A 16,881-nucleotide genomic window follows, 5' to 3' on the forward strand; every position below is an offset into this window, starting at 1 on the left:
AGTTTTTTATGAAAAAAAGATTATGAAAACTTGCTTCACTCACAGCCTTACCGATAATTCCTATTACATTAAGTGCTAGCGATTCAAGTGAAGAAATTTTATTTCCGAATTTACACAATCAATTAAATTTATCACTGTTAGATTTTGATAATAATAATGATGCGGCATTTCAACCATATGCTAAATATCGTTATAACGATTGAATGAAATATGTTAATGGTAATAAGACACTATTCCAAATGAGTATACCAGGAACACACGATTCTGCAGCATTTCAAGGGACCGGTTTTAATTGAGGAGTATTTTGAAAAAAAGCCCGTACACAAGCTATGAGTATAACTAGACAGCTTAATATGGGTATTAGAGCTTTTGATCTACGTGCTGATTATGATTTAAATATGCGTCACGGAATTACTTATTTATCTGATAATTTAGATAGTGTTATGTCTCAAATGAAACAATTTTTAGCAGAAAATCCTAGTGAGTTTGTTATTTTTAGAATTAAAGATGAAAGTATGGATGTTAACAATGAATGACAAGCTAAAACCGCAAGCCAAAATTATATGAATACTTTAGCAAAGTATAAAGATTATTTATATAATCCAAACGGATTACCACCAGATCAATTAAGCTGAAAACTTGATGATATGCGTGGAAAAATGGTTATTTTAAATATGTGGCACCATAAAGTAAATCTTTCATTAGTTGGAGGAACTTTATATTGAGCATTAGTTGGTAAAGATTCTACTCAACAAGACCAATATGAAAATGTTACAGTAGATCAAAAATTAAGATTAATTGAGTCAATGTGAGATAGATCAAATATGGAAAAATTTGATACCACTGCACTTTATGTTAATTTTATGAATATTGCTGGAAGTCTATCTGCCTCACCTATTTCTTATGCAAAAAGAGTTGATTTACCAGCAAATGAATATTTAAACCTCAATAATGATTTATATAAATTAGGTATGACGTATATGGATTTCCCTGGTCCTGCTTTAATTCAAAATGTTTTTAGACGTAATTTTTATTTAACTGATGCCCAACTTGATGCTGGATATTATAATGGTTGAAGTCATACAAACAGAATTAATATCGCAAATAATCTAGTAGTTGGTACAAATTTAATTCAGCTTGAAAGTGATAATTTGGCTGATTACACAATTGAAATTCAAGTTAATTCTGCAGATAATCCTAATGAATTTACAACTATTCAAACTGTTAAAATCCCAAATGAACGTGCTAATACTTGAAATATCAAGTTAAATAATTTCGCTTTTAAGGAAAATCAAAAAGTTAAATTGCTTGCATATCGTTGACTTCCTCAAAATGTATTTTATGAAGGAAGAAAATTCAATACATTCGAACAAGAAGCAAATACGGTTTTAAGTAAATATGTAATTGAATGAAGACAACTAAATAGCGACATCGATAATTACTTAACTAATTATCAAATTGATTCCGATTGAAAAAACTTTATTACACAAAATTTCGTTAATAAGCTAAATGACATTCAAGTAGAAAGTCAAAATAATTGGTTTATTTTGGACGATTTAAAAAGTGCTTTTAATGTTTTAACTAATAAGAGGGTTGAAATTAATAATAGTAAATCTCAAGTTGAAACTCAAGTACAAAATATTGGTGATTTAAAATTTATTAATCCAGATGTAATTAGCTCTATTAAGAATTTTCAAGAAAATTGACATAATTTCTTCAATGAAATTTTAAATAACAATTCAGAGACAGTTAATCAGAAATACGAATCATTAACTGTTTTCTTAAATAACTATCAAACATTAATTGAAAAACTAAATGAAGTAAATAATCAATTAGCAACTGCTAACACACAAGTTAATGATCTGAAAGATAGTTGAACTTTAAATGATTATGACTTTAGTTTTTGAATTAATAAAATTAATCAATTAGTTACTCAAAACTTTAAAGAATTTGCTAGTGATTTAGCTTCACAACTAGGTGGTGAAAATTTTGCGAACATAATTGATACTGTCACATCTAATGTAAATGCTTTTATGAAACAAGTTGAAGTGTTAGGTGATATGACTAACGAAGTAAAAAACACATTTACTAGTCCAACGCTAACTAAGAACTTTATGAATTTATTTACTGTAAACATTCAAGAAGTGTTAGATAAGCCAACCATTCGCAATCTGCAAATATTACAACAGAATGTTGCACAAGTTATAGATAATGTTGAACATATTCAATCAATCATTGAAGGCAATAATGACTTTGTAAATAATTACCAATTACAAAAATATAACTACGGTAGTTTATCTTCTGAAAATAAAAACTTCATTGAAGAATTAAATAATTCTTTAACAAAGCAATACTCAAATCTTGAAGAATTCTTAAATAACACAAACGAAATTGCTAATAATTTAAATCAAAATCAAAATACAATTACTGATATTTGAGACGCAAAAGAAAACTTACTTAACACTATTAATAATTCAAACGTATTATTTAACGAACAAAAAACAGCTTTAATTAATAAGCTAAATAATATTTTTGAAAATTACTCAACACAAAATAACTTTGATGATCTCAATAGTCAAGTCCAACAATTAATTAATATTAATCCTGTTGATAAATTTAATTCTTTAAAATGAGACGTTCTAAACACTGCTAGCTCACAATATTACGAAAATAAAATCAAGCCTGTGATTAATGTGACTGCATTTACAAACTGAATTACATATGTAACTCAATTAGTTAATTATGTTCAAGCTTTAAAAGATGCCTTTATAGAAATTAAAAAATTTGAGGATCCTCAACTTAAACAAGTGTTAACTAGTGAACAATTTAATCAGTTTACAGACTTTAAAAATGAAATTAATAGTTTATTAAACAGCGAATTAGAAAAACAAGATAATATTTTAAGAACAACAGAAGAACTTAAAAACTGAAAACAAATTATTCAACTGCAAATTTTAAGATATCAATACACTCAAAAGATTTCTGCAATTTTTAATGAATTCCAAACCAAAAAAGAATTTAAAGATAATACTGCAGAGATTCAAAAACAAATAACCAACAAAACAGCAGAATTTAAAAACACAATTTCTAATTCTGATAATGAGCAAACTATGATTGATGCGGTTAATGATTATCAAAAATATTTAGACTCTATTAAATTAATTCCTGCACCAGAGCCAACTCCTGAACCTGCACCAGAGCCAACTCCTGAACCTGCACCAGAGCCAACTCCTGAACCTGCACCAGAGCCAACTCCTGAACCTGCACCAGAGCCAACTCCTGAACCTGCACCAGAGCCAACTCCTGAACCTGCACCAGAGCCAACTCCTGAACCTGCACCAGAGCCAACTCCTGAACCTGCACCAGAGCCAACTCCTGAACCTGCACCAGAGCCAACTCCTGAACCTGCACCAGAGCCAACTCCTGAACCTGCACCAGAGCCAACTCCTGAACCTGCACCAGAGCCAACTCCTGAACCTGCACCAGAGCCAACTCCTGAACCTGCACCAGAGCCAACTCCTGAACCTGCACCAGAGCCAACTCCTGAACCTGCACCAGAGCCAACTCCTGAACCTGATAAAGAAATTCCTAATAACAACAATTTAAAATATATCCTAGGTGGTATTTTTGGTGGATTATCATTAATTTTCATTTCAATTGCTGCTTATTTTGGATATAAGAAGTTTCGTAAAAAGAAATAGCAATATATAATTTAAGATATGAAGAAACCTAAAATTATTTTTATCGATTTAGATGGTACTGCACTTGATGCTCCAGCAGAAAAGTGATTTCAAAAATTACCATCAGATTACACAATTAGTGTCGTAAATAAAGTTTCTAAAACAATTCCAGTAGTACCTTCAACAGGTAGAGGTGTAAATCCAACGACTTTTAAATTAATGGAAATGTTAGGTAAGAAAGACTTTATTGCATGAAATGGTGCTCAAATTGTAAGGGATAACCAAGTTGTTCATAAAGAAGTAATTAAACCAGAAGTTGTTAAAAAACTTTTTAATGAAATTGCTAGACATAATTGCTTTGTTGTATTTAATTCAAATGTAAAAGAACAAGCTTTTGTAAAAAATATGTTTTATAAAATGCTTATGCATTTTGGCAAAGCTACAGCAAGAACCTACGGACAATTCAAAAACGACTTTGAAGTAAATAAAGCTTTAGTTTGAACAGTTTCTAAAAGAAAAATTGCTAAATTAGCAGCAGAATGACAAGAAAAATTTAAGGGCGAACTAGAAGTTTCAATCAGTGGTGCTGGTAATAATATTTTAGAAATTACAGGATTTGATGTTTCTAAAGGTTCAGCTGAAGAAAAATACTGCAGAATGTTAAATATTGATCCAAAAGATGCAATTCACATTGGCGATTCATTAAACGATGCATCAACAAAAGGTAGAATCGGAAAACTTGTTGCAATGAAAAACTCTGTACCAGAATTAATTGCAGTGGCTGATCAAGTAACTGAATATTCATGTAATGATTCAGGATTAGCAAAATATTTAGAACAATTTATCGATTAATAAAAAATCAAGTGCTTAATTTACACTTGATTTTTTTGTGCTCATTTTGCTTTGACATTGATATCTTAATTCATCAATTAAAATAATTTTGTCTTTATCTTGCTTATAAAAGTAATTTCAACCATTTAAATTGATTTTACCATCGTATTTTGCACCCATTTTATGAATTGAAAGTATTTCTTCACCATCGGTCACTTTCCCATTTTCTAAAATTGTACAAATTGGTTCGAGTTTTTTATTAAATAGTGTTTCACCTACGTTTAAATACCCTTCTTGAATTAAAGTAGAAATAGATATACGTGGTGGTTTAATTTCTAATGCTAAATTATTAATTAAGCTTTCAGAACCAAAAGATTGTTCTAATCTTCTTTCTGAATATTTGATATATTTTAAATCTCTTTCTATACCGATATAGTCACGACCAAGTTTTTTAGCCACTACACCAGTTGTACCTGTTCCAAAAAACGGGTCAAGGACAATATCATTCGGTTTTGTAGTACTTAAAATCGCTTTATAAAGTAATGCTTCTGGTTTTTGAGTTGAGTGTAACTTTTCACCATTTTCATCTTTTAATCTTTCTTTACCGCTACAAATAGGTAGTTCTCAAACTGATTTTTCTTGCTTGTTATTATTTAAGAACTTCATTGTTTTATAGTTAAAGGTGAATTTAGCTTTTGGAGATTTAGAACACCATAAGATGGTTTCATGTGCATTACAAAAACGTTTACCAGCAAAATTTGGTACTGGATTTTTCTTATGTCAAATAATGTCGTTTAATATTCAAAATCCTAAATTTTGCATATGAAAACCTAAACGATAAATATTTTGGAAAGAACCCATAACCATAATAGTCCCAGTATCTTTTAAAATTCTTTTACATTCAGAGAGCCATTTAATTGAAAATTCATCATAATGAGCAAAATCGTCAAATTTATCTCATTCATCATGTGCACCATTAAATGTTTCACCGCTAAAACGCTTTAATTCTCCATGTGTTTGCATAAAGTAAGGAGGATCTGCAAAAATAAAATCAATTTGTTGGTCAGGGATTTTTGATAGTACTTCTAATGAATCTCCTTGAATTATCGTATTTTTAATTTTTGCTACATCATATATTTCTTTTGTTTCGTTCATTTTAATCGCTCCAATGTCTATTTATTAAATTTTACAAGTATTGCATAAAAATGGTTGAAAATACCTAATTATAGAACTTAAAAATTAAACAGAATCGTATAAAATTAAATTAATAAAAGGAGAAACATGGTTAAAGGTAAATTAGATTTTATAAACATTAAATTATTCCCTAAATGAACCATTCGTAAAATGGCTTTTGTTGCAATTTTAATTGCGATTTCAGTTGCTTTTACGGTTGTTTCAGCACAAATTATGCCTTTAATTACTCTCTCTTCATACAAATTTGCTTTTATTGGACTACCAGTAAAAATTTCAGGATTTATTTTTGGACCATTTGTTGGATTATTTGTTGGGATTGTTAGTGATTTATTATCGCTGTTATTTATTCCGCCAGCTGGATACTCACCAGTTTATACAGTCGCTGTAGCAATTAACGGAATTGTCTCTGGTATTTTTGGATACTACTTTATGCAATTTACAAACAGAGCATTTTCAAGTGAGTATCGTTTAGCTAAACTACAAATGAAAATTCATATGTATAGTTTAAAATATCAAACTGCTTTAGCATCACAAAATTATGTTGAAGCTGAAAAATTCGGTAAAAAAATAATTGATTGTTATAACAAACAAAAATTTATTACACCAGCTAGTTCTAATCGTCTACTTGCTAATATTTACTTAATTAACGGTGTGGTGTTTATTAGTATTGTATTAATTATCATTCTGACATACATTTCATTAGTAATTACTCCTTCAATGCTTGAAAGAAGCTTAATTCCAAATAAACAAGTATTAATGATTTTAATGACTGCTGGTTTATTCTCAATGATTATTTTCATTATTATTGGTCGTTTTACTTTAAAACTTGAACGTTATACAGTGCTTGTACCAATCATTGTATTCTCTGCATTTTTAGAGTTAATTAATTTACCAATTTTATCATACGGTGATGTTCTAACTCTTGGTGGTGGAGATATGAGTCAGTTCTTCTTCTGATTATCACAACATATTTTAAGTTCACCAATTAAGATTTGATTTAATATGTTTGTTATTTATTATGCATATTTAATTGTGTCAGGTTTAATTCACAAAAACGAGCATTTAAAATACTAACGAGGCAATATGAAAGAAAATAGAAGTATTTTAACAATACGTAATATCTTTAAAAAAGTTGAACAAGCAGATAAAACGGAATATATTAGTATTCCGTTTTTAAACTTCAATAGAAATGAAAAAACAGCACTTTACATTAACAACCAAAATGATTGTTTAACATTCGATCGGATTTGAGAAGCGTTACTACACGATCGCAATGTTACTTTAGCATATACCAAACAAAATACTAATAACCATAACATCGATACTCGTGTGGTAATAGACCGTGGTGAAATTTTAAAAAGAATCGCTGTGCTTGATATTTTGGAAATTGCAAAAGAAACTAGCGATGAGCTTCCGTTATTTGACCTCTGAGAAAGAACTAAAACGCTTCCTAATACTGAGAAACTTAATGAAGAAGTTAATTTATTAGTTAAAGATTTTGAAATTATTACTAAAAATACTTTATACAACATCATTTCTAAATATTCACAAAAAATTATTGATATTAACCAGGAAAATATTAAGCAAGCTAAAATGATTTCTACGAAACTTAAAAAAGGTAGCATTATTACAAATCGTGCTTTGTTTCACGACTATTTAGCTGCACTCGAGCAAATCGGTAGTGCATATCGTAATAACATCTTTGATGTCTATATGGATTTTTTCCAGACATTAAAAGAAAATCACCTGCAACTTCTTAAAAACTACCAATTAAGTAACACGATTGCTCAAAAGAAAATTGTTAAAGATGGACAACTTAAATTGCAGTATATGCATAAAATTGATAACACATCAATTAATAAAGTTGACAAAGATTTAAAAGTATATAAATTAAAAGTTGAAAGAGAGTTTTATTTAAATTACAAAAAGCAAATTAACGATAAAGCTCAATACTTAATTAGTTTTTTAGTGCGTTCACTTAAAAAAGAGCTGCGTATTTTATATCTTAAATTAGAACAACTAAACAAATCATCACCAGAATATTTTGAAGTTTATAAAGACATTATTTTAAAGAAGCGTGTTTTACATATGCTTTATAAAAATAAAAACAAATTACTTTACTTACAACCAAAGAGAATTTGAGAGCTTAATGATTCCCTTAATTCTGAAATTAAAGTCTTTGTTAATGAATCATTTAGATTTAAACAAAACGAAACATCAAGTAGAGTGCTTCATAAACTAAGAAGAATGATTAAATATGAATTTAGTTTTAAAATCGATTCATATTTAATTGAATCTAAAGAAACTGCAATAGATATTCAAGCTGAAATTAATAAAATTAATCGCGAAATAGCAGAACTAAATAGTTATGACTTTAAAAAAGTAGCAAACGCTAAAAATGAAGTTAAAATCGAGCAATTTGAGCAACAAATTAGATTAGCTAAAGCTGAACTAGAATGATCTAAATTTAGCGAAAACAAGTTATTTAATAGTCTTTTAAAGAGCAAGGAAATCAAAATCAGAAGATTAAATAACAGTTTACGTGATTTATACAATGAAGTTAATACTTTAAGATTGCAAATTCTAGATTTAAACAAAAACTATCAAAGTGCTTTTGAAAATGAAGAAGATGTGTTTGAAGTATTACGCGGACACTTTAATTTTATGCATAATTCAAGTTGAATGAATGAAATCATTGCACAACTTGGTAACTTTACAATTTCACGTTCTTCAACCAGTAAAAAGATCGTTAACACTTATAAAAACGTTATGAAATTTGTTGATATGGTTGAAAGTATTTCAATTTCTAAAAGTAATTACCTAATACCTTATAAAGATTTAAGAGTAGTTGATAATGCAAAAATCAAATTAATGCAGTTTGTGCTTTCAGAAACTAAAATTTTATTTATCAAGGACAATAACAAAGATATTCCGCTCGAAATTCGTCTTGAATTTTTACGTGTATTATTTAAAATTTCGCACAAATATAACTTTAATTTTGTGTTCGTTACACAGCACTTAGGTTTAATTAAAGGTAACTTTGATAAAGTGCATTTCTTTAATAATTATTCACTAGTTGAAGGTGGTACGGTTACTGATGTATTTAATGAACCAAAGCATCCAACTGTAGTATCGCTACTTAAAAGTAAAAAATACTTAATTCCTGATACACGTGAAACTGATTTATTTATTTATGATGATGTTTTTTATGTAGATAATACTCATTATGTTTATAGTTCTTTATATCAATTCCAAAAATGAACTGACTCAACATTCCGTCAAAGTGTTTTAGGAACTGATATGCTTAAAAACAATGAATATAGTCACAATGACTTTGTAATGAAGGAAGAAGAAAGTAACATATTATTCGAAAGTGTTTTTGAAGGTGCAGAATTTGATTTAACAGAAACACCTAAAGATGAGTACATTGATAAATATATTGATAAATGTGATTTTAAATTACTTAAGCAACTAGTTGTATTTGATAAAGAACATAGTCAAGATATAATCGATGAAAATATCGAATTAGCTTATTAAGAGGTTTAAGTAAAATATAAAACAGCAGATTTATTTGCAAGCTCGGTGGAATTAGAAGAGGTTTTGAACTTACTGGTCAATTTGAAAATGTTTTATCTGCACAGATTGACAAATATGTTTGTTTAGCTTATAAACTTTTTGGTAATTCTGTATATATTCCGATAATTCAATCTATGGCTGAATATATGCTAGATAGATTTAATGAATTTAAAAAGAATAAAAACAATTAATATATTTTTATATTTCGTATTTTGACAGACAAAATAGTAAAGTGGTATTAAACTGCTTTACTTTTTTTAATAAAAAAAGTATAATAGTGCTATGGATTTAACAAAAATATTTGAAATGCAAAAAGCACTTGATCAAAAAATTAATTTAAAAAGACTTAAAAATCACCCAGAATTATCTTCACAACAAGTTGAAGTGCAAAAAACGCTAGCTTTAATTATCGAAGCTGGCGAGTTTATTAACGAAGTGCAAAGCTTTAAATATTGAAAGATTCACCGTAATGTATCTGTTAATAATGTCACTGAAGAATTCGCGGATTTAATTCACTTTTTAGTTAATTTTGGATATGAATACCACGTAAATCCAGTAATTGAACCAGTCTTTGTTTCTGATGATATTAATAAACAATTTCAAGAATTATTTATTAGTATTACAGATATGATGAAAAACATTAATAAAGACACAATTTACCGTGTATTTCAAATTGCGATCGGTTCATTTATAATGCTTGGATATGATTATGGACAATTATTCCAAGCTTATTTCTATAAAAATCAAAAAAACTATAAACGTTATTATAGTGATTACTAATTTAATATAATTTATTTATTATGCCTCAGTGGTGAAATGGTAGACGCTGCGGACTCAAAATCCGCTGGAGAAATCCGTGCAGGTTCAAGTCCTGTCTGGGGCACCATATGTAAAATACACCAAAAGGAAGGAATATTATGGATAAAAAATACGAACACTTAGCTTCTAGATTAGATAAATATATGTCAATCGAAGCTATTTCAAGATTTGAAGAACCAGTTGTTGATGAATTAAAAGCTAACTTAAGTGATAAAGATTTTGAAATTTCAAGAGATAAATTAGGTTCAGTAATTTTCTTTAAAAAATCAAAAATGGCTAACGCACCTAAAGTTATGATTGCTGCTCACATGGATGAAGTTGGATACATGGTTAGAGAAGTTAAAGACAACGGTAATATTTTAGTTACAACAATCGGTGGAGTATGACCTACAGTAGTTGTTGGTACAAGAGCTGTTGTTGTAAATAAAGAAGGAAAAAGATTTGATGGTGTTTTTGGACACACATCAATTCACATTTTAGAAAGAGAAAAAGTTTCTAAAGCAATTATTGCTGATGACTTATTTGTTGATTTAGGATTTAAATCTAAAAAAGAAGTTGCAGAAGCAGGAATTGAAATTGGAGACAAAATCTTCATGACAGGTGAAACAATTCACTTTGCTAACAACATTATTGGTGGTAAATCAATGGATAACCGTGCTGGAGTTACAGCATTAGAAGCAATCGGTAAAAACATTGAAAACCTAGATTTACCATGTGACTTATATTTAGTTGGAACAGTGCAAGAAGAAGTTGGAACACGTGGTGCTAAAACTTCAGTTGCTATCTTAAATCCAGATGTTGCTTTTGCACTTGATACAGGTGCAGCTCACGATACAACAGGAGCTAAACCTGGTACACCAGTTTTAGGAAACGGTGTTAGTGTGCTTGTAAAAGACGGTGGTACATTACCAGATCCAAAATTAATTGATTACTTATTTGAAATTTCTAAAAATAAAGAAATTCCAGCATATAAATATGTAGCTGGTGGTGGTGGTACAGATGCTGCTGAATTACAATTCGCACCAGGTGGAGCAAGTGTTACAACAATCTCATTACCACAAAGATACCTTCACAGTCCAATTGGATTATGTTCATTAGTAGATATTCAAGCTGCTATTGATTTACTTACAGAATTTGTTAAATCATTTGATGAAAAAGCCTACGATTCAATTTCATACAAATAATTTAAGCTATTAAAAAACTTATAAGCCTATATTTTAAGCTTATAAGTTTTTTTACATTTCTTTTTTGATTTCTTTATAATCTGGACAGTATTGCTCTAATTTCTTGTAAAACTCTTCACCGTGACCTTTAGTATTAATGTGTGCTAATTCATGGCAAAGAATATATCTAATTACAGGAACACTTAAAAAGTATGCATTTTCATTCATAATAATTGAATGAGTTTTGCGTGAGTAACTAGCTCATGAGGTTTTTTTGCTTTTTCATTTTAATTCTGGTGGATTTTTAATTTTTAGTTCTTTCAGAAGCTCTAAATAAAGAATTTCGGTCATTGCTGCAAAATATTGTTTTACTTCATATTGTAAGTCATCTCGAATTCCATCTAAAATAGTAAAACCAAAATCCTCTAATTGTTCGTTTTTGTTAATTACATCTAGGATATCTTGCATATCGACATAATCAATATAGTGAATTAAACTCAAATTATAATTAATGTCTGGAAAGACCAAGAAACCAAATGCTATTTTATATTGATTGATTTGTTCGTTGTATTCTCCAATTTTTAATTGAACTGTTTCTCCTAAAAAACCAAAAGTATCCTTTGTTGCTGTAATCCTTCTGTCATATTCTTTTTTAAGATGTTTAAAGTGCTTTGTAACAAAATCTTTTTCGAATTTAGCAATCATTTCATCATCAAAAGTTTTTGAATTACCATTAATAGTTATTTCAATAGTAAAACCATAAATATAATCAACATTAATTTTCATTGACGTAGTGCGACTTTTTGGATTAAAGAAATATCTGACTTTGTAGATTATTTCTTCATTAGTAAGCTTGTGTGTTGCTCTATGTCAATCTTCGTTTAAGTCAACTAAAGGATTACCCTCTTCATCAAATTTATGCAGAATGCTTGTAATGTCAATAAATGAAATTTCTTTTTTAGTTAGTTTTCTTTTAACTTCCATATAGCAAATAAAAAAGTAGTTTATATTAATAAACTACTTTCCTCCTTGTTGTTTTCCCATTTCAGTAGCATAGTTATAAATAATTTCTGCTAGCTCTTGTTTAGACATTGATTGGTAACCGTAAATGTTTAACATTTTAGCGATTTCTTCAAGTTGTTCATTAGGTAAGCTAAGTAATCTCTTGATTTCTTTTTGTTTTTTAAGTTCTTCAGGAGATTTTTTATCATCAGCTTTTTCGTTATCTGTTGTTTCTGGATTTTTTTCTTCGTCTTTTTCTATTTCATCATCGTATTTTTGAGCAGTTTGTGAGAATTGATTAAAATCAAAATTAGCATTTGCGTTTGGATTGTTTTGTAAGTTTCCAAATCATTCCATAAAAGCTTTTTGAGCAGCTTCTGCTTGTCTTTTTTTGTGAATAAATAAGAATGCTCTTCTGATTTTAGCAACAGGCATTTCTAAGAAAATTCAAACTACAACAGTTGCGATAACAGTTGTAATGTTTAATGCTCAGTATACTTTAACTGTATTATCAGCTTGGAAGTTAACACCTACGTAGCTTCCACTAAATATCATGCTTAATAAAGTAATTAAGTTTCAGAACCCTAAAATCATAATTACGATTAAAGTTACGTTAGAAATTTGTGAAAAGTCTTTTGCTTTATATGATTTGTAAATACCAACACCATATCAAGCAGCTGCACCAATAATAGCACAACACATAAAGGCATTATTCATAATATAGTTATATAAAATCAATTGTTTTACAGCTGTTTCTGTGATGTTTAGGTTTCCTTGATTATTAGCCATTAAATAATCATAAGTTTCTTTTGCTAACTCATTAATTTTGACTGCTGGGTAAATAGTCATTGTAATAGTGAGACCTAAAATAATTAAAATACCAACACCTAATGAAATAATTCATGGTCTAAATGTATCTTTTTCATGAGCTCAAAGTTCAGCAATTGTGTTTTTTGAGCCATATTCACTTGGTTTAAGCATTTTTCTCCTTTTCTTTGAGTTTATCTAATTCCTGATCGTTTTTAATAAATTCATCAAAGTCAAAATTAGCAACAGAGAAATCTTCTGGTAATTTTGAATAAAGTGTAATTCTTTCTTTAGTTACAGGGTGAATAAAAGTAAGTTTATAAGCGTGTAACCTTTGTCCGTATTCGTCTACTGGTTTATTGTAAATTGGATCACCGTAAATTGGATTTTTAATATAAGCCAGGTGCACTCTAATTTGGTGAGTACGTCCTGTTTCTAATTCACATTGAACTAGAGATTTAGGTTTATTATCTAAATAAAAGGTTTTAAGTAGAGTTACATAGGTAATAGCGTGTTTAGAATTTTGATTAGTAACTGTCATTTTTTGACGATCTTTGGTACTACGACCAATCGGCAAGTCTAATTTTAATTTTTTATCTTGTAAGACACCATCACAAATTGCGATATATGAACGGTGCACATCGTGATTAAAGAACATATCTGCAAGCAGTTTATGTGCTTCATTTGTTTTAGCGACAATTAACAATCCACTAGTATCTTTATCAATTCGGTGCACAATTCCTGGTCTTAATAAACCATTTTCATTTGAAAGATTATTTTTAAAATGATATAAAAGTCCATTTACTAATGTTCCTTCATGGTGCCCAGGTGCAGGGTGGACGATTAAACCACTTGGTTTATCAATCACACATAAATAATCATCTTCATAAACAATTTTTAATTCCATTTCTTGTGGTTCAATATGAATTTCTTTATCAATTACTTTTTCAATAGTAATGATTTGACCTTCACGAACCTGAAATTTAGGTTTATTAACTATCATTCCATCTACTGAAACGACATTTTCATCAATTAATTGCTTAATGTCGTTACGTGAAATTTCTGTATTATTTGCGATATATTTATCAATTCTATCTTGATATTTTACTTCTAATTGAATCATAAGTTAATTATATAAAATATATTGGTTTTTTAGTATTTTAGTTCTTATCTATTTTAAAAGTATTTAATTTCTAAAAAGCTTATTTTGTTTTTTATAATCGTATTCTTTAACGGTTTCTTTTAGCATCTTAATACAGTGTTCATCACTAAATGGCATTACATCTTGTGCGTGCAATCATAAAATAGTTAAATAATAAACGAAAATCTTTTGTTGAACTAAGTATTCTTCTCAATATGAATCATATTCATCAAGGAAAATTTGTTCTTGTTCTTTAGTTAAAAATGAACCACAAATAAAGTACGCTAAATCAAAGTGTTTATCACCCATTGATGCGTATTCTCAGTCAATAAAATATACTTTATTATGCTTATCTAAAATAATATTACCCATATAAAGATCATTATGTAATGGACGGTTATTTTCTGAGTGTTTTAAGATTAAATTAATTCGTTTGTAATATTCATTTAAAACGTCAATCTTAACTCCTTTTTCTTGCAGTATTTTACGATATTCTTTTACTCTAGCTGCGTGATTGGTTTTAGGAAATTTAAGATTAGAATCGTGTAATGTTTTAAAATTACGAGCGATTTGTTTTAGTACATCTGGTGTAAATTCAAGTGGTTTGGTGTCAATAAGTTCATAAATTAGTTCTTGCTCATCATTTTTAATTAATTTGGGCACAAAATCTAATTTTGAAAGTTGTTGATAATCAATTTCATGATTGAATTTATTTTTAACTTTTTCTTGATAAAAAAACTTATCATCTTTATAAGAAATGTTTGTGTGTCCTTCTAAAATTCTTGTTTTCATTTCTCTCCTTATTCAATATAATTAAATTATATAAAACTAACAAATAAATTGTGAAAAAGTAGGTAATATGCAACAAAAAATCATAGTGTTAGATGTGGGTAATACCACTGTAGATTTAGGTATTTTTGATGCTCAACAAAACCTACATAGTGCAAAGAAATTTAACTATTCACAATTAGAAAATGAATTGCTTTATTTTTTAGCAACTGAGTTAGATTTTAATAGTATTTTAGTAATTGGATATGTTAATTTTTCAGCTTATAAAATTATAATGAACCATATCACTAAATTTTTCCAAAATATTTATGTGATTAATGACGTTCGTGATTGAGAATTTGGACTGAACCCTCAAATTAAGATTGACGAAGTAGGAATTGATATTCTTGCGAGCACAGAATATGCTGTATCGCAAGGATATTTTAATAGCATAATTTATTTATTAGGTAGTGCTAATGTTGCAATTAAAATTAAAAATTCAATTTTGCAAGGAGCAGTAATTACTCCTGGGTTACAAAATACTTTTAATGGTTTAATTGATAATATTTATAATTTACAGAATTTAAAATTCGATAGTGTTATGACTACTGATATTACTAATTTAATTTTTGGAACAAATACTAATCAAGCAATTAAAATCGGTTTAATTAGACAACTAAATTCTTTTGTTGCAGATTTTTATGATGATAATTCAAAAATTTTTATTACAGGCGGCAATGCAAAATTCTTAAATAAAGAATATACTGTATATCAAGATAGTTTTTTTGTTATTAAAGCTTATTTAAACACATTTTTAAAAAGAAAGGGGTAAAAATGGATAAATCTCGTTTATATACAAATGATGAAAGAAAAGAGTTATGAAAAGATCGAGTTATTCCTGCTGTTTTATTAGTAATTGGATTTTTAGCATTATTAGTCATTAGCAGAATTTCATTTTTTTATACAAATTACCAAACTAATTTAACTACCTTTTGAGTATTAAGAATAGTCTCATTAGTGCTTTGAACATTATTTGGTTTATGAGTTTTTTATGAGCTAAATAAAGCTTTTTTAGAAAATAAAATAGCAAGTCTTTTATTAAGCTTTATTTCGCTTGGAATGTTATTTTTAAGTCCAAATTGATTACTTAGTGTATTACTTAGCGATAGCTTTGCTGTATTTAGTGTAAATAACTTTGCAATTTTTAAAAATTATTTATTTATTGATTCGTATGGATTAAATTTAATTTTAATTTTTACAATTACTGTGTTTTATTCAATTTTTAGAATGATAGTTTTAAAAAATAACTACATTGTAAAAGAATTAATTATTAAAGCATGTTATTACTTTGTAGCTTTATTTGTGCTTAATTTCTTATTAAAAGGATTTATTTTATTATGTGCTTTTAATTATGGATTAGAACTAATTTGCTTAGTTATAGTGATCGCAATGTCAAGTGATATTGGAGGGTTTTTTGGTGGTAGATTTTTAGGACATAAATGATTTGATAAAAAATTAGCACCAAATATTAGTCCTAAAAAAACAATTGAAGGAGCAATAGTTGGTTACATAACAGCGATTTTAATGTCGCTTGCTCTTGTGTTTATTTGACAAGGTGTATGTATCGGACTTGGTTCACAAAATTATATCGGCAAATTATTTACTTCAATTAACTGAGGTAATGAAATCTTTATTTTCTGATTATTCATTATTCTAGCTCCATTTTTTGCAATTATTGGTGATTTATATTTTTCATTAATTAAAAGAAAAATAGGTATTAAAGATTATTCGCACATCCTAAGAGGTCATGGTGGAATTTTAGACCGTGTGGATAGTATTTCATTTATTTTTACATTTTTAGGGATTTGTTTAGCTTGTGTAGTTATTTAGAAAGGAACAT

General features: G+C 28.3%; 13 protein-coding genes and 1 tRNA gene. 9 read left to right on the forward strand and 5 right to left on the reverse strand.

From position 1 onward, the window contains the following. The first annotated feature begins 8 nt into the window (after positions 1-8). Both ACPYPZ_RS00335 and ACPYPZ_RS00340 read left to right on the forward strand, forming a co-directional pair. Positions 9-3,701 carry a phosphatidylinositol-specific phospholipase C domain-containing protein gene (locus ACPYPZ_RS00335; protein WP_426461349.1) on the forward strand — a complete coding sequence of 1,231 codons (3,693 nt, stop codon included), beginning with the start codon at positions 9-11 and terminating at the stop codon, positions 3,699-3,701. A gap of 18 nt (positions 3,702-3,719) precedes the next feature. Continuing rightward, positions 3,720-4,532 (forward strand): HAD-IIB family hydrolase, encoded by an 813-nt coding sequence (locus ACPYPZ_RS00340; protein WP_426461350.1) that lies wholly within the window; start codon positions 3,720-3,722, stop codon positions 4,530-4,532. A 15-nt stretch (positions 4,533-4,547) separates the two neighbouring features. Here the strand turns inward: ACPYPZ_RS00340 and ACPYPZ_RS00345 are convergent, their stop codons facing one another. After that, positions 4,548-5,666 carry a DNA-methyltransferase gene (locus ACPYPZ_RS00345; protein WP_426461351.1) on the reverse strand — a complete coding sequence of 373 codons (1,119 nt, stop codon included), beginning with the start codon at positions 5,664-5,666 and terminating at the stop codon, positions 4,548-4,550. A gap of 126 nt (positions 5,667-5,792) precedes the next feature. Between ACPYPZ_RS00345 and ACPYPZ_RS00350 the strand changes: the two genes are divergently transcribed. The 5 genes from ACPYPZ_RS00350 (at position 5,793) to ACPYPZ_RS00370 (ending at position 11,284) form a co-directional block, all read left to right on the forward strand. Beyond that, positions 5,793-6,779 carry an ECF transporter S component gene (locus tag ACPYPZ_RS00350; RefSeq protein WP_426461352.1) on the forward strand — a complete coding sequence of 329 codons (987 nt, stop codon included), beginning with the start codon at positions 5,793-5,795 and terminating at the stop codon, positions 6,777-6,779. Positions 6,780-6,788: 9 nt separating this feature from the next. Beyond that, positions 6,789-9,242, forward strand: a complete 2,454-nt coding sequence (locus ACPYPZ_RS00355; protein WP_426461353.1) for an MAG1360 family OppF-related protein — start codon at positions 6,789-6,791, stop codon at positions 9,240-9,242. A 321-nt stretch (positions 9,243-9,563) separates the two neighbouring features. Beyond that, a complete protein-coding gene (locus tag ACPYPZ_RS00360) occupies positions 9,564-10,061 on the forward strand; it encodes a dUTP diphosphatase (RefSeq protein ID WP_426461354.1) in 498 nt (165 codons plus the stop codon). Positions 10,062-10,083: 22 nt separating this feature from the next. After that, positions 10,084-10,167, forward strand: a tRNA-Leu gene (locus tag ACPYPZ_RS00365). A 31-nt stretch (positions 10,168-10,198) separates the two neighbouring features. Further along, on the forward strand, positions 10,199-11,284 hold the full coding sequence (locus ACPYPZ_RS00370) for a M42 family peptidase (RefSeq protein ID WP_426461355.1): 1,086 nt from the start codon (positions 10,199-10,201) through the stop codon (positions 11,282-11,284). 51 nt (positions 11,285-11,335) lie between these two features. Here the strand turns inward: ACPYPZ_RS00370 and ACPYPZ_RS00375 are convergent, their stop codons facing one another. The 4 genes from ACPYPZ_RS00375 to ACPYPZ_RS00390 all read right to left on the reverse strand — a co-directional run bounded on the left by ACPYPZ_RS00375 (position 11,336) and on the right by ACPYPZ_RS00390 (position 15,005). Further along, positions 11,336-12,247: a M48 family metallopeptidase gene (locus ACPYPZ_RS00375; protein WP_426461356.1), complete on the reverse strand. Its 912-nt coding sequence runs from the start codon at positions 12,245-12,247 to the stop codon at positions 11,336-11,338. A gap of 33 nt (positions 12,248-12,280) precedes the next feature. After that, complete coding sequence (locus ACPYPZ_RS00380; RefSeq protein WP_426461357.1) at positions 12,281-13,246, reverse strand: hypothetical protein; 966 nt, start codon at positions 13,244-13,246, stop codon at positions 12,281-12,283. Further along, entirely contained in the window at positions 13,239-14,195 is a 957-nt protein-coding gene (locus ACPYPZ_RS00385; protein WP_426461358.1) for an RluA family pseudouridine synthase, read from the reverse strand. The genes ACPYPZ_RS00380 and ACPYPZ_RS00385 overlap by 8 nt, the downstream gene beginning before the upstream one ends. 63 nt (positions 14,196-14,258) lie before the next feature. Then, the gene (locus ACPYPZ_RS00390; RefSeq protein ID WP_426461359.1) at positions 14,259-15,005 is read right to left on the reverse strand and encodes a phosphotransferase; all 747 of its coding nucleotides are present in this window, start codon (positions 15,003-15,005) and stop codon (positions 14,259-14,261) included. A 67-nt stretch (positions 15,006-15,072) separates the two neighbouring features. Between ACPYPZ_RS00390 and ACPYPZ_RS00395 the strand changes: the two genes are divergently transcribed. Together ACPYPZ_RS00395 and ACPYPZ_RS00400 are read left to right on the forward strand one after the other, a co-directional pair. Beyond that, entirely contained in the window at positions 15,073-15,813 is a 741-nt protein-coding gene (locus ACPYPZ_RS00395; protein ID WP_426461360.1) for a type III pantothenate kinase, read from the forward strand. Positions 15,814-15,815: 2 nt separating this feature from the next. Next, complete coding sequence (locus ACPYPZ_RS00400; RefSeq protein WP_426461361.1) at positions 15,816-16,871, forward strand: phosphatidate cytidylyltransferase; 1,056 nt, start codon at positions 15,816-15,818, stop codon at positions 16,869-16,871. Positions 16,872-16,881 lie beyond the last annotated feature (10 nt).

Source organism: Mycoplasma hafezii, from assembly GCF_049942695.1.
GTDB lineage: Bacteria > Bacillota_I > Bacilli_A > Mycoplasmatales > Metamycoplasmataceae > Mycoplasmopsis > Mycoplasmopsis hafezii.